Genomic DNA, 19,488 nt, shown 5'->3' with positions numbered 1-19,488 from the left:
TATTGAAGAAGGAGTTATTTTGGGCATTATTCTGATAACTATCTCATATTTATTACTTGCGGCCCATAGCGTGCGTGGCGGCGATATGGGGCTTGCGGTGTCCTTTGTGGGATGTTTGATACTCACTATGACCAAGGAACGCTGGACGGGCCTTCTTACGACTGTCGTTCTTGGTGGTGGAGCTTTTCTATGGCTTGTTAAAGGATCTGATCTTATCAATATGCGTATAGGTCTTGGCGTAGATTGGATACGTCTTGCCGCGATTATGGGAGCTGTCTTTGCTGTTACACTTTTTTCCGCGGCTTTTCCTGTAACCCTTGCGGGAAGAAAATGGTTCCATCGCGATTCTGATAAAATGTGGTATAAAACCGCTCTTTTCCTGATTACCGCTTTGTTACTGGAAACGGTTCGCAGCAAGGCTCCTTTCCCTGTTTTATTAGTGGACAGATTTTTTCCGGGATGGGGCAGAGCCGAGATTTTCATTTTATCTGCCTATGCGGCGTGGATAGGCGGAAAAATGTTTTTGCCGGATGGAGCGAAGAAGATCCGTCCACGGATATGGGCTTTTTTTTCAATTGTGTTCTTCCTTCAGCTGATGCTGGGACTTGCCGGATTCGATCAATTTTTGATGACGGGCAATCTGCATCTTCCGATTCCGGCTCTCATTGTTGCCGGTCCAGTATTTCGAGGAAGCGGTTTTTTTATGCCGATTCTTTTCACGGTATCAGTCCTTCTTGTCGGTCCTGCTTGGTGCAGTCATCTTTGTTATATCGGGGCTTGGGACGATCAAAGCAGTCGCGTCAGCGGTAAACGTCCGGCGGCCAATTTCCCTCATGCTCTTATATGGATGCGTTTGATTCTATTAATTTTTGTGGTGGCCATTGCCTGGGGTCTTAATGTTCTAGGTATTTCGGGTTCTATCGCTGTTTTAGTGGCGGCAGGATTCGGTTTAATTGGAATTTTTGTGATGCTTATTTTTTCCCGCAAGATCGGGATGATGGTACATTGTACAGCTTTTTGCCCCATGGGAATCATTGCAAACCTTCTAGGCAGGCTGTCACCTTGGAGAATGAAAATTTCATCAGATTGTAATCAATGTGGTAAGTGCAGTAAGGTTTGCAGATACGGAGCGTTACGCAAAGAGGATCTTGAATCCGGTCATCCGGGGCTTTCCTGCACCCTTTGCGGAGACTGCGTTTCTTCATGTTCCAGCGGTTGCATGGGATATAAACTTCCATTCGTTTCTTCCAATTTATCCCGCAAAATTTTCCTTGTTTTAGTTATTTCTTTGCATAGTTTATTTCTTGGTGTTGCAAGAATGTAAATAGTAACTATTATTTATAACGATTAGTTTATGTGTTTGAGTTTATAGATAACAGATAAATAAATGTTCAAAAATAGTATTATCTACTGTGTGTATGTGATATGGGTAATATTGAATTGTCGGTTCTCTCCGACGGATCAAAAGGAGCGAATTATGAGTCGTACCGTAGCTATTGATATTGATGCGTGTATTGGCTGCGAAGCTTGTGCGGAAGAGTTTCCAGAAGTTTTTACCATGGGGCCTGCCGATTTACCTCAGGTGTATAACCCAGAGGATGTTGATGAAGCAAAGGTTGAAGAGATTATGGATTTGTGTCCTGCGAACTGCATAATTTGGGAAGATGATTAAAAAAAAGTAGTTTTGACTTGGATCAAATACATCCTTCGAGTTCCTCCCTATTCTGCAATCAACGAATAGGAAAACAACTTACCTGAAAAGGAGAAAAATTATGTTTTGCAATCAGTGTGAACAGACAGCCAAAGGCACAGGATGCACCGTTAAAGGTGTATGCGGAAAAACTGATGAAACTTCTGCAATTCAGGATCTTTTGATTCATGTTCTTGCAGAGCTTGGAACCGTAGCAGTTGCCGCTCGCGAAGAAGGTATTGAAATTCCTTCAGCTGTGAACCTCCTTACTGCCGAAGCCGTTTTTTCAACTCTTACTAATGTAAACTTTGATGACGAAAGATTTATTCCTATCGTTAAGAATGTTGCAGCAGCAAGAGACGAACTGGCAGGCAAGCTCAAGGGCGGATGTTCTTGCGGCGGAGTTACTAAAGTCGGTGCTACTGCTGCTGAACTCAGCAAGCAGGGCGAAGCTTTCTCTGTAAATTCATTTGATGAAAATCCAGATCTGCGTTCACTAAAGCAGATTCTTATATACGGTCTTAAAGGCGTCGCAGCATACGTTGATCACGCTGCCATTCTCGGTCAGCAGGATCCGGCTGTATACGCATTCCTTCACGAAGCTCTTGCTGCTTCCCTTAAGCCTCTCGGCATGGAAGAGCTTGTCGGTCTCTGTATGAAGTGCGGTGAAGTCAACCTTAGAGCAATGGAACTTCTGGATGCCGGTAACACCGGAACTTATGGTCATCCGGTTCCTACTGAAGTGCCTCTCGGCGCAAAAGCTGGAAAGGCGATCCTTGTTTCAGGTCACGATCTGAAAGATCTTCGCGCTATTCTTGAGCAGACTGAAGGCACAGGAATCAACGTTTACACCCATGGTGAAATGCTTCCTTGTCACGGATACCCTGAGCTTAAGAAGTTCAGCCATTTTTACGGTCACTACGGAACCGCATGGCAGAATCAGTTGAAAGAATTTGCTGAATTCCCGGGTTCAATCCTTATGACAACTAACTGCATCCAGAAACCTTCTGAAAAGTACATTGGTGATATTTACACCACTGGTCTTGTCGGATGGCCTGGAGTGACTCATGTTCTTAACGGTGACTTCAGTGAAGTTATTGCTAAGGCAAAAGAACTTCCCGGTTTCCCTGCTGATACCGATAAAGGAACTGTCCTTTGCGGATTCGCAAGAAACGCAGTTCTCGGCGTAGCTGACAAAGTTATCGACGCTGTTAAAGCTGGCGATATCCGCCACTTCTTCCTCGTCGGTGGCTGTGACGGTGCTAAACCAGGTCGTAACTACTACACTGAGTTCGTTGAAAAAGCTCCTGAAGATACTATTATCCTTACCCTTGCTTGCGGTAAATTCCGTTTCTTCGACAAAAAACTCGGCGATATCGGTGGAATTCCTCGCTTGCTTGATATCGGACAGTGTAATGATGCTTATTCCGCAGTTCAGATTGCGGTCGCTCTTGCCGGCGCATTCGAATGCGGCGTGAACGAGCTTCCATTATCCTTTATCCTTTCATGGTACGAGCAGAAAGCTGTCTCCATTCTTTTGACCTTGCTCCACCTCGGAATCAAGGACATCCGCATCGGGCCTAGTCTTCCTGCTTTCATCACACCGAACGTGCTGAACTTCCTTGTTGAGAATTTCAACATTATGCCTATCAGCACTCCTGATGAAGATCTCAAGGCTATTCTCGGCTAGATTGTATAACGATTAGAATTAATTACAGACTCAATTAAAACGGCGGAGAAAGAATTTCTTTCTCCGCCGTAACATAAACAAAAATTTATCAGTTTTTCAGGTTTCAGGAGAAAATTATGAAGGTTACAAGAAAGCTCATCCATATAGACGAAGAACTCTGTAACGGTTGCGGAGAATGTGTTCCGGGCTGTGAAGAAGGCGCGTTGCAAATTATTGACGGCAAGGCCCGTTTGGTTGCCGAGAAGTATTGTGACGGTCTCGGAGCCTGTCTGGGCGAGTGTCCCACCGGAGCTCTTACCGTAAGGGACGTTGAGACCGAAGATTTTGATCCTGATGCTGTACGGGAACTCCTTACAAAGCAGGGAAGGGCGGTGCCGGAGCATATGCCTTCTCCTGAAAGTTTGAGATTGGATAATCCTGCTGCGAAAGTTGCTCCTAAATCAGGTTGCGGTTGCGGTGGATCAAAATTAGAAGAATTTACTCCGTGTCAGAAGGCCAATATTTCGGCTGATATCGAAGGTGAAGCAGGTCCGTCACACCTTACTCACTGGCCTGTTCAGCTTAGACTTGTCCCACCTGATGCTCCGTTCCTTAAAGGCGCAGACCTTTTGCTCACCGCAGATTGTGTTGCTGTTTCCATGCCCGGATATCATGAAAGATTTCTGCCGGGTCGCAAAGTGCTCATGGGGTGTCCGAAGTTTGATGATGTCGAACTTTATATCGAAAGGCTCACCGCAATTTTTGCAACAGCAGGTTTGAAGTCCATTACTCTTCTTGAAATGGAAGTTCCTTGTTGTTCGAATATGAGCAAGATTGTTGCAAAGGCTCTTAAAAATTCAGGTGCGAATATCCCCGCTGAAAAAATTATTGTAGCCCGCACGGGTGAGATTATTTTCAAGGGAGACCTAGTTCAGCCGGTTCTTCTCTAGCAATTGGAGAATTTTTAATACTTGCTAGCTGGTATTACTTAAGCAAAATAACCAAAAGCTTAAATGAGTAATTATGAATCGTCCTCGAAAATTATTTTCGAGGACGTTTTTCCGGTTTTAAAGGTTTATTGCTTTTTGATTGTAGTGCATATTAGTAAAGCAAGGAGTGTGAAATAGTGCTGATGCGTAACTTTTATGTTTTATTTATTTTATTTGCTGTCTGTTTCACGCAGGCCGTTTGTGCTCATGCTGATAACTTTAAGCCAGTGGTTATTTATCAGGGTAGTATTGAGAACAATTCATTTAATGTTTCCATTCACGAGGGTGTTAAAAAATTTTCGAAAAAGACCGGGCTGAATTGCACTGAAGTTGTTAGCAGTGTGGATGCGGCGGATTATTATAAAAGTGTCAAGCAGTATGTGAATGAGGGCTACTCCCCGGTGTTTCTACCTTATGGCAATCAATTTGCTAACTTGGTTAATTTTGTTCGTAATTATCCGGGGACTAGATTTATTGTACTCGATACGGTTTATGATGAGCCGAATATGTTTTCTTTTGTTTTGGCGGAGCATGAAGGTTCATTTCTGGCCGGAGCTTTGGCGGCCATGGCATCAAAGAGTAAAAAAATAGGTTTTGTTTCAGTTGCGGATATCCCTTTTCTGCGGCGTTTTTGGTGCGGATATGTTCAGGGAGCAAAATATGTTGATCCCCAGATAACCGTTCTAAAAAGTTTTATCGGGAGTTACACTGGATCATGGTTTGACGGGAATGCCACATCCGCTTTGGCTAACAGGATGATGGATAAGGGAGCTGATGTAATATATCAGGTAGCTGGAGGAGCAGGTCCGGCAGTACTGGAGGCGGTCGCGGCCCGCGGTAAGCTTGGCATCGGCGTGGATGTAAATCAGAATAGCCTTCATCCCGGCAGCGTGCTGACTTCCATGATTAAACGTACTGACAAAGTAGTTTTTGCAGCCTTGATGCTCGCTAAAAGAGGGGTTTGGCGAGATAATTTTAAGCGGCTTGGTCTTGAGCAGGGCGCAGTGGGGATTGTGTTTGACGAGAATAATAAATCTTTGGTTACTCCTGAAATGCGCGCACGTATTGAGGTAATAAAGAAAGACATTGTTCTTGGATCAATTTCTGTTCACGAGTATACTGAGGATTTGAAGTGTTCCGTCCATGTTGATAAATAGAGCTATAAAACTTCATAGCGTAGCCCTGTATCTGGTATGTGTTTTGCTGCTTGGGCTGCTCATTCCCATAACTGCGGGTATGGTTATAACCCTTGGTCAGGAGCGAATAAAGTTAGAAGACGAGTTAAGCGAGTTTCATCGCGAAACCCTTAAAACTCTCGTGGTGAGCACTGAGGATGCAATGTTATCCTTTTCGCCGGAAGGGGTCCGCAATATTGCCGGTGTTCTGTTAAAAGATGAGCGTATAGTCAGTATCGAAGTTTTTTCTGAACTTTTTGATCTTTATCTTTTGCGGGTTTCCAAGCAAATTCCCGATCATCAATTTGATTCTTTCTCTATGCGGGAAACAGTTGTAAAAGACGATGAAGTTCTGGGCTATGTTCAGGTTGAAGTGGATAACGGCTGGATAATTCCCCGAATTGAAGAAGCTCGCAATCGTATTATTATTTTATTTTCTTCTATGTTTTTAAGTGCTCTACTGCTTGTTGTTCCAGCAATATATTATAAAATATTAAAGCCTCTTAGACGGCTGACAAGACAAGCTGATCTTTTATCGAAAGGTGAACTCGGGATTGAGTGTGACTGGCGTGGCAAAGACGAATTGTCTCTGCTCGGCAAGACATTGGATAGTATGCGCAGCAAGCTTAATGATAACTTTAATGTTATGAAGGAAATGGCGGTGACTGATGAGCTTACCGGTCTTCCTAACAGGCACGGATTTTCGGCTGAAATTAAAAAAATTATGCATTTAAGTAAGCGTTATAAGCATCCATTATCAATTGCAATTTTTGATTTAGACTATTTCAAGGCTATCAATGATACCTACGGACATGGAGTCGGAGACGAAGTCTTGAAGGAATTTTCCAGACTGGTTTGCAGCAGAATTAGAAATACTGATATTTTTGCCCGGATCGGGGGCGAAGAATTTGTTATGGTCATGCCTGAGACATCAATTGAGGCTGCAAAGTTGCTATTAAATAAAATCAGGGAAGTTATTTCCGGTCAGCATTTTGCTCATGGTGAAAAGGTCACAACCAGTATCGGGGTAACCAGTTACTCTGGTGTTGAGCAACTTGACCAGCTTCTCGAAGCTGCGGATAATGCTTTGTATCAAGCCAAAAGAAAAGGGCGGGATCAGGTCGTAGTTTATCTTCGCTAATATTTTCTGAATAGTTTTAAACACAAGAATGCCCTTCGCTGATTAACAGTGAAGGGCATTCTTGTGTTGTATGTTTTGAAAGTTATTCAAGGATATTTTGTTCAAATCCCGGAAGCCTGTTGCCTTGCTGCGGAGAATAGCTTGGCTGGTAGTTGTTTTGAGAACCTGCCGAGTTTTTCAGCGGGCCGGAAGTGTTGACCAGAGGGACTATGGATCCGTCATCTTTAATGGGAAGAAGCGATCTTGTCTTGGCATTGAGTGGAACAGTCCAGTCCCACGAGCCCATAATTTCACCATCATCAACGGTTGAAATCGCCGCAGTCATATAAATAATTTCAGGCCCTACAGAGTAAGACCCGGCAAGAATACATTTTTCAGGAGGCGCTGTATCTTCATCTACTGCTGCCATTGAAAAGCGTGAACTGTCGGCAACAATGGCATATCCTTTCTGAGCTATGCGTGATGCCACCTGTTCCGTTGAAATCTGCGCAAAATCTGTCTGTAGGGTACTGCCCCGCAGACGGAAGACCATAACAGTAATAGGTGATCCGGGAGGAAGTATTTCTTCAAGCTGAGCGGCTATCTTGTCTCCTGCGCGGTAGTTAATTTCTATTAAAGGAGTTCCGTCCTCTGCGAAAAAGGGACCGGTGGTGGGCCTTTTCCCAAGATAATTCATAGTATCCTGCTGCTGTTTTGCACAAGAAGAAGCGGACATCAGTATAACAGCTGTCAGAATTATGATAAATTTTTTGCCCATCATGAAAAACTCTCCGTTTTCAGACATATAAATATTGCGTGAGTAATCTGTCGCTCAATTTGATGCAACGGTAATGCCACGCAGTAAAAGATGCGTTATGCCAGAGTATTAAATAAATATTTATTCTGAAAGATGGCAAAAACTGTATCAAAAGGTCGAGTTAATGACTCCGCAGGTATCTTATTTAATTAATACGGGAAATAATTTCACGGATAAGTGCAGACATGGCCGCAGATGATTTTGAAGCCTGTTCGATCACACCTTCGTGCGTTGTTTCAGCCATACAGTCAGGTAGATTCTTATTGGTCAGGCAGGCTATACCCATTACTTTCATTCCCATATGAACGGCTGTGACAGCTTCAATTGCTGTAGACATGCCGACAGCGTCGCCTCCTAAAAGCTTGAACATGCGGGTTTCTGCCGGAGTTTCAAGGTTTGGGCCTGAAAGCTGAATATATACACCCCGTTCAAGGCGGACGGATACGGCTTTTGCCGCTTCAAGAGCTGTGGTACGAAGCTCTTCGCAATAAACTTTGCTCATATCCGGGAATCTTAAGCCCCATTCTTCATAGTTATGTCCTGTGAGCGGAGATTGTCCTGTAAAGTTAATGTGGTCAGTGATAAGCATCAGGTCGCCGGCATCAAATTGGGGGTTGATAGCTCCGGCTGCATTGGTTAAAAATACTTTTTTAATTCCGAGGGTGCCCATTATGCGGATGCTCAGGCAGGCTTCAGCCGCAGTGTAACCTTCATAAAGATGAAATCTGCCGCTGAAAACGAGAACGGGTTTTTTGTTCATAAAACCATATATTAAGCGCCCGCTATGGCCTTTTACCGTTGATTGCGGAAGGCCGGGGATTTCCGAATATGGAATTTCAATTGCGTCGTCTAATTTTGTGATTGCTTCGCCAAGTCCTGAACCGAGAATTATTCCGGTGGTTCCAACTTGAAAATTATCTATCTTTTCTAGTATATGACTGGTAATAGAAGTTGTTAGGTCGGGGGAGGTCATAGTTTCAAACTCGTAGTTTTAGGGTTGATTTACAGGGACGCATGCAGGGCATGTTTATCGTGTCGGCCTGATCACTACTAACTTAAAAGAGAATGGGATTCTATGGATTTTTCCACTTTAATCGGGATGCTTGTCGGGCTTTCTCTTGTTATCGGTGCAATTTTCATGGGCGGGGCTGTTGATGTTTTTATCAATCTTCCCGGTATGATGATTGTTATCGGCGGCACTCTTGCCTCTATTTGCGTTGCGTTTCCTTTCGAGGAAGTCATCCAAGCCGTAATTGCCGGATTCAAGGCCTTTTCTTCAAGAAAAGTTAAGGTCAATGAAGTCGTCAACATTATGGTCAAGGTTGCTGAAATCAGCAGACGTGAAGGACTCATCGCTCTTGAGAATGTCCAGACAGAAAATGTGGTTTTAAGGAAGTCCTGTCAGCTTATTGCTGATAATGCTGATCCTGAACTTATCCGCACGACTCTTCAAATCGAAATATCCGCTATGAAAAGGCGTCACAAAATAGCACACGATGTATATAAGCGTCTTGCGGGGCTAGCTCCTGCTTTCGGTATGCTTGGAACGCTTATCGGGCTTGTGCAGATGCTTTCAAATCTTGAAGATCCGAAATCTATCGGCCCTGCAATGGCCGTTGCTATTTTGACTACTTTTTACGGTTCGGCTCTAGCAACCGTACTCTTTATCCCTATCGGCGCCAAACTTAGAGCCCGAACTCTTCAAGAACAATTACATCTGGAAATTATTTTTGAAGGAGCTAAATCTATCCTTGAAAATAATAATCCCAGACTTGTTTATGAAAAATTGTCCTCTTTTCTGGCTCCTAAAGATAGAACGGGAGAGTAAGTCATGGGTAAAGAATTTAATTCTTCTATTCTGCCGGATGACATTGAAGAAGATGAAGATGATTCCAATGAGTGGATAACCACTTTTGCTGATTTATGCATGCTTCTGCTTGTCTTTTTCATTTTGCTTTATTCTATGTCTGAGATTGACGCCAAAAAATTTGATCTGACATTTCAGTCTGTGACTAAAGCTATTAAGGGAAAGCTCGATAGAGTAGCTACAAGCAAAGTTGCGCGTGAGGAAGCCGGAGCTATTCTCAATCAGGTTGTTACTCGCAGGCAGATTATTAAAGCTCAGCGGAAAGTTTATGAAGACGTTAAGTATCTCCAGACCACTAAAGGGGTTGAGGGGATAATGAGCGCCAAATTCGAGGACGGAAAGATTGTTCTAAAACTTCCGTCGGATGTTTTATTTAGTCCCGGAAAAGTAACTCTCAGCAAAAAAGGGCGGGTTGCTATCGCTGCAATGAAAGACTTTTTTATTCAGCACCCGGATCAGTATATCAACATAAAGGGGTATACTGACGACACTCAACCCGGATCGGCCAGTCGTCTTAAGGATAACTGGGAAATTTCTTCTTTGCGGGCCGTTAACGTTCTTAGGTATCTGATGAAGCTTGGTATAAAACCTAACAGACTCACTGCTACAGGATTGGGTGAAATGGATCCTCTTGTGCCGAACAATTCTTCGCAGAACCGCCAGCGTAACAGGCGTGTAGAATTTGTTCTGGATAAAATAATGACCGGGCCTTGATGATGTGACTGTTGATGTCAACGGTATTAACCAGTTGAACCGAGGATGGTAGTGAGATGGATTTATCTTACGAGAGTTCAAATAAGGCTAGGGGAGCATTTCGGACAAGTGTCCCAGGGCTTGCTATAAGAATCAAGGGTTATCCTGATCCTTTTAGCGTTAAAGATTTCAGTGTAAACGGATTGGCTTTTACTTCTGGAAATGATGTTTTTGAGGTTGGAACACCGCTCGAAGTGGATCTTCTTTTGGGTTCAAAAGGGATTCTTCTGGGAATTACCCTTGAGATTGTCAGAGATATCGGAAAAGGGTTGATGGGGTGTATTTTTATCGGCCTTGATAAGTATCAGGAAGCTCGACTGGATAAGCTTGTTCTTGAAATTCAGAAGCGAATGATTCTGTTGCGCAAAAAGAAAGGCGCATCCTGATTAAAGCAGGCCAAAATTTTATTATCAGGTGGTGGTTTTAAACTGTGTATAGTGAAGAACATCGGGTACTTATAGCGAATAGAGGTGAAATAGCGATTCGAATAGCTAAAGCCTGTATTGAGCTTAAACAGCGTTTTACATGCGTTTATACCGAAGCAGACCGTGATAGCGGGCATGTTCGTTTTGCCAGCGATAACGGCGGAGAAAGCGGGCTTTATCGTATTAATTCGTACCGTGATGCCAATGAAATTTTCAGTGTAGCTGATAACTGCGGTGCTACTGCTATCCATCCCGGTTATGGTTTTTTTGCTGAGGATTTCCGTTTTGCCCGCCGCGTTGTTGAAAGAGAAAATCCGCTTATCTTCATTGGCCCTTCATGGTGGATAATCCGTGAACTGGGCGACAAAATCAATACCAAACGCCTTGCCCGCAGTCTCGGGGTTCCAACAATTCCCGGTTCTGACAGACCTATTTATAATGAATTGGAGGCTGTTGAATTTGCTGACAGTCTATTTTCATTTCAAAAAGAGCAGGGGTTCAAGGCCGCTGCAATTATGGTTAAAGCCTCTGCTGGTGGAGGTGGAATGGGAATTGAGGAGGTTACCGATCAGGATGAATTCCGTTCTGTTTTCAGGCGGATACGTAATTACGCTAAAAGACAGTTTAATGATGAAGGCGTGTTGATCGAGCAGCGTATTTATGGATTTAACCATCTTGAAGTCCAGATTGTTTCTGAACGGTCCGGCAAAAATCATGTTCACTTCGGAACTCGTAACTGTTCTGTCCAGAGCAGTGGTAATCAAAAGCGAATTGAAGTTGCTCCGGGATTTGCTCCTGAAGGTATTCATTATATTTTCAATGCTGCTGATGTGCTTGAGCGCATTACTAAACATTCTCTTTCGATGGCGCAGGAAGTTTCCTATGACAATGTGGGTACATGGGAATGGATTGTAACTCCCCGAGGTGAACCTTTTCTTATGGAAGTTAATACCCGGATTCAGGTGGAAAACGGGGTTTCATCTGCAATTGCGAGTGTTCATGGATATGATGTGGATATCGTTCGTGAGCAGGTTCGGCTGGGACTTGGCGCGGAGTTAGGATACTCTCAGAATAATGTTTTCTTGAACGGTCTTGCTTTGGAATATCGGATTATTGCTGAAAATCCTGATAGAAATTTTGCTCCGTGGGTTGGCACTATTACAAAATTCGGTTGGAACGAGCAGGATTGGCTAAAAGTTTACACACAGGTTCCGACTGATTGTGAATATGAAATTCCGACTGAATTCGACCCCAATCTGGCTCTTGCTATTGTCCGGGGAGACTCACTGCAACAGGTCCGAGAAAGAGGCGTTGAATTTCTTGAAGGTTTGGAATTGCAGGGGGCTGACCGGTCAGGGCAGAAGTTGCAATCCAATATTGCTTATTTGAAAGAGAAGACCTCCGGCATATTGGAATTTTAGCCAATATTTTTATAAAGCTTAACTTAATCAGGGCGTAAATGAATACTGATAAGCGCATTGATGCGCTGATTAAACGACTAAATTACATTAAAGACATTTTCAAAAATCAGGAAAATGTAAATGTCGCTATGCTCAGTTCTGAGCTTAGTGAATGTAATGAGTTGCGCTCAAAAATTTCCCATCAAGATTTAGAACGTCAGCTTGTCAGACTTGAAGACTTGTTCAGTTTTCTTGAAGCTAAACTTGAGAAAGAGCTTACTCCGATGGACAGGGTCCGTATTGTGCGTCATCCGCAGCGGATTTGCCTGACAGATATTTTAGAAAATGTTTACGATAACTACACGGAACTTGGCGGGCTTGGTGAGTTCAGTATTGATCCGGCAATGGTTATCGCGCAGGCCTGTATCGCCAGAAGGGTCGGCAATAAAATTGTGAATCAGCCTGTGATGGTTATCGGTCAGGAAAAGGGGCACGGGCAGGAATTTCGCAACGGCGGCTCAGTTAAGCCATGGGGGAACGCTAAAGCTTTGCACTATATGAAAGTTGCTGAGGCGGAAGGCATTCCCATTCATACATATATTTTTACTCCGGGCTCGTATCCAGTTGAAGAGTATCCGGGGGCCGCGCAGCAGATAGCAAAAAATATTTACGGAATGAGCCGTATAAATGTTCCCATCGTGGCAGTAATTTCGGAAGGAGGGTCAGGCGGTGCGGAGGCTATTGGTCTTGCCGACCGCAGGCTGATGCTTTCACATGGGTATTATTCCGTTATTTCTCCTGAAGGTGCCGCTGCAATTGAAGCTAATCTGCACAGAGGCGAGCGCGTCAGTGAAGAACTGATTACCCGCTGTGCCCGCAGGCTTTGCATTACTGCCGAAGATAACCTCCGACTGGGGTACGTGGACAGAATTATTCGGGAGCCTGTTCTGGGTGCAAGGCCTCATAATTACGATTTTTTTAGAAAGCTAAGATCTGAGATTATCCGCGCCACTAATGAAGCATGTATTTCTGCCAAATGGAAGAAGCCTTTCAGGGCAACATTTTTACGCCATAAAAATAGCGAAGAAGATCTTTTTATGCGCTGGGATTTAAGCGGCAGAGCGCGAACCAGACTGATTGAACGGCGTCATGAAAAGTTTAGAAATCTTTCCACTTCGGCTTATATGGATAATCGTTCACTTGTTCTTAAGATGGGATCTGCTTTGCAGGGAGTGGCGTGGTCCACTAGGTCATGGGTTTTGTATAATATGATTGGTCGTGTGGTCCGTTTTGCCAAGCAGGGAGTGGAGGGAATCCAGTCCGAGGCCCATCTGATTAAAAACAGAACATCACGTCTGCTTAAAAATGGAAATGGGGAAAGTTCTTCTCAAAGCAATCTATCCGGAGAAATGCGGGATAAACTTCTTTGTCTTTCCGGTCCCTGCGGTGGGCCATGTCTTGAAGAGGGGCAGTGGAAATATAGAAGTCCGCAAAGTACGGCAGATAGAACATTGACCTGTCCCAATTCAACAGAAGAGGGATGTCTAGACCTGTGGGGCCCTGATCTTTTTGGTGATTTCGGTGGAGTGTGCAGTACTTGCGGTCATCATTTCCCCATGGAATATCAGTGGTACCTTTATAATGTTTTCAATTATGCGGAAGGATTTGAATTTAATTCAGGTATAGAATCAGCTAATCCTCTTGATTATGAAGGTTTTGATCTTAAACTTAATGAGATTCGTAAAAAGACCGGGCTTCGTTCTTCGTGCATAACTTTTGAAACCCGTATGGAAGATATTAATGCTGTTGTAATCTGCATTGCCGCTCCGTTCAGAGGTGGTTCCATAGGAGCCGCGGAAGGTGAAAAGATTATTCGCGCGACTGAACGCGCGCAGCGTAAGCAATTACCTCTTATCGCATACGTTCATGGAACTGCCGGGATAAGAATACAGGAAGGAACTCACGGCGTTATGCAGATGCCGCGTTGCACAATGGCAGTGCGCAGATATATGGACGCCGGGGGGCTTTATCTTGTTGTGTATGATACCAATTCTTATGGCGGGTCCGTAGCAAGTTTTCTAGGATGTTCACCATATCAGTTCGGCATAAGATCTTCACGTATCGGATTTGCCGGGCCTCGCGTAATTAGTGAAACAATAGGCATGAATGTTCACCCCAATTATCATATTGCGTGGAATGCACTTGCCAGAGGGCACATACAAGGAATATGGGATCGCAGGGAAATGAGTAAAAATGTGCATCAATCCCTCTTGACCATGGGGGGGAGAAACCTCTACTACCGTTAACAGGCTTTCCTTAAAAAGCCATCTGCTTTGTCTCTGCAAAAGACTCAAAATCTCATACTGAATAACAGTGTGTAGATATTGAGTTTTTCTTGTGTCTTACCAGTGGGATGTTTTGATATGTTAAAATTATTAAAATTTTTTGACAAATCTACGGATTGTCCAAAATCCTTCGGTGAGTTAAAGAAGAGATGTTGTTAGAATAAAATTGTCAAACACGTATTCAAACTGTTCGTTATATTACGCAGTTGAAGGTTAAAATCGTTATTGCCCGAAAGAGGGCGGTTAACAGAAAATAATTCAGAGGTTCATATAATGTTGAATATTAAAGAGCTGCTTGAAGAGATTAAGGCTTCTCCTTACGAAGAAGTTGAAATTTCCGTTCCGCATACCGGAAAGGTTGAGTTTGCTGATCTTAAAGTTGGTGATAAAGTCAGCGGTCCTTCCGGAGAATGGAAAGAAAAGCCCGGAACTGTGCTCGCTAAGTTAACTAGAGAAAGAAATACTAAAAATATACCTGCTCCTGAAAAAGGTGAAATTGTTTCTATCAGACATGACCTTGAAGGTAAGTTTGTTGAAGCAGGGGAAGTTCTTCTTAAGATTCGTCATTTTCTCTCTAAGGAAGAAGTGATACAGCTTATTTTGAAGAAAGCGCTTTTTCTTTTCAATGCACCTGAAAAGGCTAAATATTATTTTACCCCTGAAATCGATACAAAGATTAAAGGTTCCGGAGAACGCTCCGTAAAAGTTCGCGAAGGGCTTGAGCTTTTTATTGTTTCGCGCATGAAAAGAGAAACTCCTTTGAATTATGCAGGTCCGGAAGGTCTTATTTACGCTGTTTATTTTCATAACGGCGATAATGTTGATGCTGGTCAGGCTCTTATCGGAGTTTGCCCTGCTGATCAGCTTAAGCACATTCAGGAAGTTGTAAATCGCGTTCAAAGTGAGTGGGAAGAAAGAGACTAGTCATTCTATTTTTAAACCAGAGAGGATTGTCAGTATGGGAAATGTACTTCAAATAAGAGTCATGGCTAAAACTTACGATGAATCTCAGGTTGAGAATGCTTGGCCTTTTTTAGTAGCTATGACATGGGCTGAACCTCGGGCGGAAGGCCGACCTCATGGAGTGATTGAACTGGTTGAAGATCTTAAGGATAAGCTTGAGCTGGGAATGCTGTCAAAGACAGAGGAACAAACTCTTGGTGAGTCCATAAGGAAGGCTTTTAATCTTAAGTTGCAGATCGAAGATGCTCTTGGTGATTGGAAAGCAACTGAAGCTAACACGGTCAGTTTTGCGCTGGAAGATTTGCTTGATGATTTAGAAAAGAAAGCTGTTAAAGATAAGTAATAAATAAAATAATAACGAATATTTAATATAAAGGAGTCGCAAATGGCTGGAAGCATGAATAAGGTTATTTTGGTTGGTCGTATTGGGCAGGACCCTAAAATTTCATATACAACCTCCGGTCAGGCTGTAGCGAATTTTTCAGTTGCCACTGATGAAGGATATAAAGATCGCAATTCAGGGCAGAAAATTGAAAAAACTGAATGGCATAATATTGTCGCTTGGCGCGGTACAGCTGAATTTGTAAGTAAATACCTTAGCAAAGGCCGTCTGGTTATGGTTGAAGGTAAGTTGCAGACTGATAAGTGGCAGGATAAGAACGGTCAGGATCGTTACACTACTAAGATTCAGGCTACCAATGTTCAAGGTCTCGACAGCCGTCAGAGTGATGGTGGTGGTCAGGGACAGCAGCAAGGTCAATATAACCAGCAGAATCAGCAGTCCCAGCAGAATCAGCAAGGTCAATACAACCAGCAGAACAATGCTGGTCAGTATAACCAGCAGCAGAGTCAACAACAGCCTCAGCAGAATCAGTACAACAATGCTCCTCAGCAGGGAGGCGGTTCGCAGGATGAAGATCTTGGACCTGCATTTCCTTCTGAAGCCAGCGGAATGGATGAAGTTCCATTTTAATTATATAGTTTTAATAAATGATAATAAAAAAAGAGGGTGCATCTGCACCCTCTTTTTTTTAATCTTCCAGCGGACAGAGCCCCATTATTTGATAGACCAGTTGTGCGGCGGCAAAGTCAGAACCGTGGTCACCGTCGCTGGGAGCAAGTTCAACCACATCCGCTCCGATGATTTTTCTGTTTGAAACAGCACGTTCCAGCAACGTAAGGGCATCGTGCCAGCTTATTCCGCCGGGAACAGGAGTTCCTGTTGCACGAATAACAGACGGGTCGAGTCCGTCAACATCGAAAGTTATGTAAATCTTTTCAGGGAAGTCTGTGGGAAGAAGGATTTTCGGAATTCCTCTCAGATGAAGTTTGCGGGCATCAAGATGTGAAATTTCCATTTTTTCACGGTATTCAACTTCTTCTAAACACAGGGCGCGTACTCCGATTTGAAAAATGGGCAGTTTCAAATCTTCACTGGCCCGGCGCATAACGCAGGCATGACTGTAGAGAGATCCTTCATATATGTCGCGCAGGTCAGCGTGTGCATCAAACTGGACGACTCCGAAACGTCCATATTTTTGCTTTAACGCTCGTAATGCGCCGATTGTCACAGTGTGCTCTCCGCCAAGGATGAAAGGCACAGCTTCACACTCTACGGCGTAGGCAACTGCGTCTTCTATCTCATCAATTGTTTTAGAAATATCTTTTGAGCAATCAATAGGCTCGGCAGTGTGAATGCCGTCATCAGCAGGAACTGATTTGCCGTCCCACAGTTCAAGCTGAGTGGATGCTTCTATGATTGCCTCAGGACCGAATGCGGTACCTGAACCGTAAGAAACTGAAGTTTCAAGAGGAACTGGAATAATATGGAAAGATGCTTCTTCAGGGTTTTCGTTGGGGATTTCCCCTTCGAGAAAATGCGTAGCCATTAGCCATTCTCCTATGACAGGCGGTTTTTGAAGTCTTCATAACCGAATCGACGTATTGTGTGTATTTCGTCTGATTTCGGTTTGTAAAGCGTTATCGAGGGCAATTGAATGCCATTGAAGGTATTAGTCTTAACCATTGAATAGATGGCCATGTCTGTAAATACCAGAGTGTCCCCAGTTTGGAGCGGTGCATCGAAAGAGTATTCTCCGGCAATATCACCGGCCAGACAGGAAGGTCCTCCTATTCTGCATGTCCATGCTTTTTCACCCGCTTCACCTGATCCCGCGATATGCGGACGGTAGGGCATCTCGATTACATCCGGCATATGGCACGGAACAGCTGAGTCCATGATAACGATGGGCATGTCAGCCTGAACCACGTCCAGAACTGTAGACACGAGATATCCGCTATTTAACGCCACAGCTTCACCGGGCTCCAGATAAACTTCGACATTCCATTTTTTCTTAAAAGTGGTGACGAGTTTTACCAGCAGATTTAGATCATAGCCCGGTTTTGTTATGTGATGTCCTCCACCGAAGTTGACGTAACACATACGCGGCAGAATGTCGGCAAAGTTTGCTTCTACAGTTTCAATGGTTCTTTCCAGACAGTCAGCGTCCTGCTCGCAGAGGTTGTGCCAGTGCAGGCCTGTTACCCCTTCAAGGTTGTCAGGATCAAAGTGTGCTCTGCGAATGCCGAGACGCGAACCGGGAGAACAAGGATCATAGATCGGGGTTGCCCCTTCAGAATGTTCCGGATTAATGCGGACAGCAATTTCGATTTCTCTTTTCTGCCCGGCTGCGAGAGACTTCACAAGAGTCCGGAATTTATCAAGTTGTGCAAACGAATTAAAAACGATGTGATCGCTTGTCTCACAAAGCTCGCGGATGTCTTTTTCGGAGTATCCGGCGGCAAATGTATGAACTTCGCGACCGAATTCTTCACGTCCGAGTCTGGCTTCGTGCGGTGAGCTTGCGCATACTCCGTCCAGCTTTTCAGCAAGCATCGGAAATGTGCTGAACATGGCAAAACATTTGAGTGCAAGAAGAATCCTGCATCCAGTCTGTTCTTTTATTGAGGCGAGGACCTCCAGATTTTTTTTAAGGAGGCCCTCGTCGATTACGTAAGATGGAGTTTCCACTTCAGCAGGGTTGAAGCGGAATTCGGTGCGACCGTCCACTACAGTTCCACTTCCTTCCATGGCAGACCGTGTTTATTAAGGGCTTCCATAAAAGGATCAGGGTCAAGCTGTTCCATGTTGAAAACGCCCGTTCCGGTCCATTTTCCGGTGAGCATCATCATAGCACCGATCATGGCAGGAACTCCGGTTGTGTAGGAAATGGCCTGAGAACCTACTTCCTTATATGCGGCTTCATGACTGCATATGTTGTAAACGTAGAGTTTCTTTTCCTTGCCGTTTTTTATGCCTTTCATGACATTACCGATACAGGTGCGGCCTTTTGTGAGCGGTCCCAGTGATCCCGGCTCAGGCAGAACTGCCGTCAGGAATTTAATGGGCTGAATCATCTGCCCGTTGTACTCGATCGGTTCAATGGAAGTCATGCCGATGTTCTCAAGCACTTTTAAGTGGGTGAGGTATTTCTCGGAAAATGTCATCCAGAAACGGGCACGTTTTAGTCCTTTAATATTAAGGGCAAGCGATTCCAATTCTTCGTGGTACATAAGGTAGCATTTTTTTTCACCGATATCTTCAGGGAAGTCATAGTTCATGGACCATGCCAGAGGATCGGTTTCCACCCATTCGCCACGTTCCCAGTAGCGTCCGCGCTGGGTGATTTCCCGGATATTTATTTCCGGGTTGAAATTGGTCGCAAAAGCCTGTCCATGATCACCTGCGTTGCAGTCGATGATGTCCAGTTCGTGAATTTCATCGAAGTGGTGCTTCATAGCGTGGGCTGCAAATACATTGGTAACGCCCGGATCAAAACCTGAGCCGAGAAGGGCCATCAGGCCTGCTTCTTTAAAACGTTCCTGATATGCCCACTGCCATTTGTATTCAAATTTTGCTTCGTCGAGGGGCTCATAGTTGGCCGTATCCATGTAATTAACTCCGGTCTCAAGACATGCGTCCATGAGGGTGAGGTCTTGATACGGCAAGGCTAGATTGACCAGAAGATCGGGCTTTATCTTTTTGAGTAATTCTACGGTTTCGGGAACGTTGTCCGCATCAACCTGATATGTGGGCACGGTGACGCCTGTCCGTGTTTTTACGGATTCGGCGATAGCATCACACTTAGCCTTAGTGCGACTGGCAAGATGTATTTCAGTGAAAATTTCTGGAATCTGGGCGCATTTGTGAACTGCTACACTGCCGACGCCTCCGGCACCGATGATTAGAACTTTAGACATAACTGTCTCCTCATA

General features: G+C 44.2%; 19 protein-coding genes. 14 read left to right on the top strand and 5 right to left on the bottom strand.

Going from position 1 to position 19,488, the window contains the following annotated elements:
- The first annotated feature begins 19 nt into the window (after positions 1–19).
- The 6 genes from JEY82_RS14880 to JEY82_RS14855 all read left to right on the top strand — a co-directional run bounded on the left by JEY82_RS14880 (position 20) and on the right by JEY82_RS14855 (position 6,664).
- The gene (locus JEY82_RS14880) at positions 20–1,324 is read left to right on the top strand and encodes a 4Fe-4S binding protein (RefSeq protein WP_304087001.1); all 1,305 of its coding nucleotides are present in this window, start codon (positions 20–22) and stop codon (positions 1,322–1,324) included.
- A 153-nt stretch (positions 1,325–1,477) separates the two neighbouring features.
- Complete coding sequence (locus JEY82_RS14875) at positions 1,478–1,672, top strand: ferredoxin (protein WP_304086998.1); 195 nt, start codon at positions 1,478–1,480, stop codon at positions 1,670–1,672.
- A 100-nt stretch (positions 1,673–1,772) separates the two neighbouring features.
- Complete coding sequence (gene hcp, locus JEY82_RS14870) at positions 1,773–3,380, top strand: hydroxylamine reductase (protein ID WP_304086995.1); 1,608 nt, start codon at positions 1,773–1,775, stop codon at positions 3,378–3,380.
- A 116-nt stretch (positions 3,381–3,496) separates the two neighbouring features.
- Positions 3,497–4,309, top strand: a complete 813-nt coding sequence (locus tag JEY82_RS14865; RefSeq protein ID WP_304086993.1) for an ATP-binding protein — start codon at positions 3,497–3,499, stop codon at positions 4,307–4,309.
- 182 nt (positions 4,310–4,491) lie between these two features.
- Complete coding sequence (locus tag JEY82_RS14860; protein ID WP_304086990.1) at positions 4,492–5,505, top strand: BMP family protein; 1,014 nt, start codon at positions 4,492–4,494, stop codon at positions 5,503–5,505.
- Entirely contained in the window at positions 5,492–6,664 is a 1,173-nt protein-coding gene (locus JEY82_RS14855; RefSeq protein ID WP_304086989.1) for a diguanylate cyclase, read from the top strand. Before JEY82_RS14860 ends, JEY82_RS14855 begins: the two co-directional genes overlap by 14 nt.
- Before the next feature lie 82 nt (positions 6,665–6,746).
- Here JEY82_RS14855 and JEY82_RS14850 read toward each other — a convergent pair whose 3' ends face one another.
- On the bottom strand, positions 6,747–7,424 hold the full coding sequence (locus tag JEY82_RS14850; protein ID WP_304086986.1) for a hypothetical protein: 678 nt from the start codon (positions 7,422–7,424) through the stop codon (positions 6,747–6,749).
- A 181-nt stretch (positions 7,425–7,605) separates the two neighbouring features.
- Positions 7,606–8,433: a purine-nucleoside phosphorylase gene (locus tag JEY82_RS14845; RefSeq protein ID WP_304086983.1), complete on the bottom strand. Its 828-nt coding sequence runs from the start codon at positions 8,431–8,433 to the stop codon at positions 7,606–7,608.
- A 102-nt stretch (positions 8,434–8,535) separates the two neighbouring features.
- On the opposite strand from JEY82_RS14845, the gene JEY82_RS14840 reads away from it, so the two are divergent.
- The 8 genes from JEY82_RS14840 to JEY82_RS14805 all read left to right on the top strand — a co-directional run bounded on the left by JEY82_RS14840 (position 8,536) and on the right by JEY82_RS14805 (position 16,186).
- A complete protein-coding gene (locus JEY82_RS14840) occupies positions 8,536–9,288 on the top strand; it encodes a motility protein A (RefSeq protein WP_092162348.1) in 753 nt (250 codons plus the stop codon).
- A 3-nt stretch (positions 9,289–9,291) separates the two neighbouring features.
- Positions 9,292–10,041 (top strand): flagellar motor protein MotB, encoded by a 750-nt coding sequence (locus JEY82_RS14835; RefSeq protein ID WP_304086979.1) that lies wholly within the window; start codon positions 9,292–9,294, stop codon positions 10,039–10,041.
- A 56-nt stretch (positions 10,042–10,097) separates the two neighbouring features.
- A complete protein-coding gene (locus JEY82_RS14830) occupies positions 10,098–10,466 on the top strand; it encodes a PilZ domain-containing protein (protein ID WP_304086976.1) in 369 nt (122 codons plus the stop codon).
- A 44-nt stretch (positions 10,467–10,510) separates the two neighbouring features.
- A complete protein-coding gene (locus JEY82_RS14825; protein WP_304086973.1) occupies positions 10,511–11,926 on the top strand; it encodes a biotin carboxylase N-terminal domain-containing protein in 1,416 nt (471 codons plus the stop codon).
- Positions 11,927–11,964: 38 nt separating this feature from the next.
- Positions 11,965–14,211, top strand: coding sequence for a carboxyl transferase domain-containing protein (locus JEY82_RS14820; protein ID WP_304086970.1), 2,247 nt, complete (start codon positions 11,965–11,967; stop codon positions 14,209–14,211).
- Between the two features lie 312 nt (positions 14,212–14,523).
- The gene (locus JEY82_RS14815) at positions 14,524–15,174 is read left to right on the top strand and encodes a biotin attachment protein (RefSeq protein WP_304086968.1); all 651 of its coding nucleotides are present in this window, start codon (positions 14,524–14,526) and stop codon (positions 15,172–15,174) included.
- A gap of 34 nt (positions 15,175–15,208) precedes the next feature.
- Positions 15,209–15,556 (top strand): hypothetical protein, encoded by a 348-nt coding sequence (locus JEY82_RS14810; protein WP_092162354.1) that lies wholly within the window; start codon positions 15,209–15,211, stop codon positions 15,554–15,556.
- Between the two features lie 42 nt (positions 15,557–15,598).
- Positions 15,599–16,186: a single-stranded DNA-binding protein gene (locus JEY82_RS14805; RefSeq protein WP_304086963.1), complete on the top strand. Its 588-nt coding sequence runs from the start codon at positions 15,599–15,601 to the stop codon at positions 16,184–16,186.
- 58 nt (positions 16,187–16,244) lie between these two features.
- On the opposite strand, the gene speB is transcribed toward JEY82_RS14805, so the two are convergent.
- From speB to JEY82_RS14790, 3 genes are read right to left on the bottom strand one after another with little or no spacing between them, the layout of a single operon-like run.
- A complete protein-coding gene (gene speB, locus JEY82_RS14800; RefSeq protein WP_304086960.1) occupies positions 16,245–17,102 on the bottom strand; it encodes an agmatinase in 858 nt (285 codons plus the stop codon).
- A gap of 11 nt (positions 17,103–17,113) precedes the next feature.
- Positions 17,114–18,283 (bottom strand): carboxynorspermidine decarboxylase, encoded by a 1,170-nt coding sequence (nspC, locus tag JEY82_RS14795; protein WP_304086957.1) that lies wholly within the window; start codon positions 18,281–18,283, stop codon positions 17,114–17,116.
- Positions 18,283–19,473 (bottom strand): saccharopine dehydrogenase family protein, encoded by a 1,191-nt coding sequence (locus JEY82_RS14790; RefSeq protein ID WP_304086955.1) that lies wholly within the window; start codon positions 19,471–19,473, stop codon positions 18,283–18,285. The genes nspC and JEY82_RS14790 overlap by 1 nt, the downstream gene beginning before the upstream one ends.
- Positions 19,474–19,488 lie beyond the last annotated feature (15 nt).

Origin of the sequence: Maridesulfovibrio ferrireducens, assembly GCF_016342405.1 — a bacterium.
In the GTDB taxonomy this organism is placed as follows: domain Bacteria; phylum Desulfobacterota; class Desulfovibrionia; order Desulfovibrionales; family Desulfovibrionaceae; genus Maridesulfovibrio; species Maridesulfovibrio ferrireducens_A.
This window is presented reverse-complemented; position numbering and strand designations above follow the sequence as displayed.

Bases quoted from the DNA above. Each gene is read 5' to 3' on its own strand.
- JEY82_RS14875 (WP_304086998.1), top strand. From the start codon at position 1,478: ATGAGTCGTACCGTAGCTATTGATATTGATGCGTGTATTGGCTGCGAA.
- hcp (WP_304086995.1), top strand. From the start codon at position 1,773: ATGTTTTGCAATCAGTGTGAACAGACAGCCAAAGGCACAGGATGCACC.
- JEY82_RS14865 (WP_304086993.1), top strand. From the start codon at position 3,497: ATGAAGGTTACAAGAAAGCTCATCCATATAGACGAAGAACTCTGTAAC.
- JEY82_RS14860 (WP_304086990.1), top strand. From the start codon at position 4,492: ATGCGTAACTTTTATGTTTTATTTATTTTATTTGCTGTCTGTTTCACG.
- JEY82_RS14855 (WP_304086989.1), top strand. From the start codon at position 5,492: ATGTTGATAAATAGAGCTATAAAACTTCATAGCGTAGCCCTGTATCTG.
- JEY82_RS14850 (WP_304086986.1), bottom strand. From the start codon at position 7,424: ATGATGGGCAAAAAATTTATCATAATTCTGACAGCTGTTATACTGATG.
- JEY82_RS14845 (WP_304086983.1), bottom strand. From the start codon at position 8,433: ATGACCTCCCCCGACCTAACAACTTCTATTACCAGTCATATACTAGAA.
- JEY82_RS14840 (WP_092162348.1), top strand. From the start codon at position 8,536: ATGGATTTTTCCACTTTAATCGGGATGCTTGTCGGGCTTTCTCTTGTT.
- JEY82_RS14835 (WP_304086979.1), top strand. From the start codon at position 9,292: ATGGGTAAAGAATTTAATTCTTCTATTCTGCCGGATGACATTGAAGAA.
- JEY82_RS14830 (WP_304086976.1), top strand. From the start codon at position 10,098: ATGGATTTATCTTACGAGAGTTCAAATAAGGCTAGGGGAGCATTTCGG.
- JEY82_RS14820 (WP_304086970.1), top strand. From the start codon at position 11,965: ATGAATACTGATAAGCGCATTGATGCGCTGATTAAACGACTAAATTAC.
- JEY82_RS14815 (WP_304086968.1), top strand. From the start codon at position 14,524: ATGTTGAATATTAAAGAGCTGCTTGAAGAGATTAAGGCTTCTCCTTAC.
- JEY82_RS14810 (WP_092162354.1), top strand. From the start codon at position 15,209: ATGGGAAATGTACTTCAAATAAGAGTCATGGCTAAAACTTACGATGAA.
- JEY82_RS14805 (WP_304086963.1), top strand. From the start codon at position 15,599: ATGGCTGGAAGCATGAATAAGGTTATTTTGGTTGGTCGTATTGGGCAG.
- speB (WP_304086960.1), bottom strand. From the start codon at position 17,102: ATGGCTACGCATTTTCTCGAAGGGGAAATCCCCAACGAAAACCCTGAA.
- JEY82_RS14790 (WP_304086955.1), bottom strand. From the start codon at position 19,473: ATGTCTAAAGTTCTAATCATCGGTGCCGGAGGCGTCGGCAGTGTAGCA.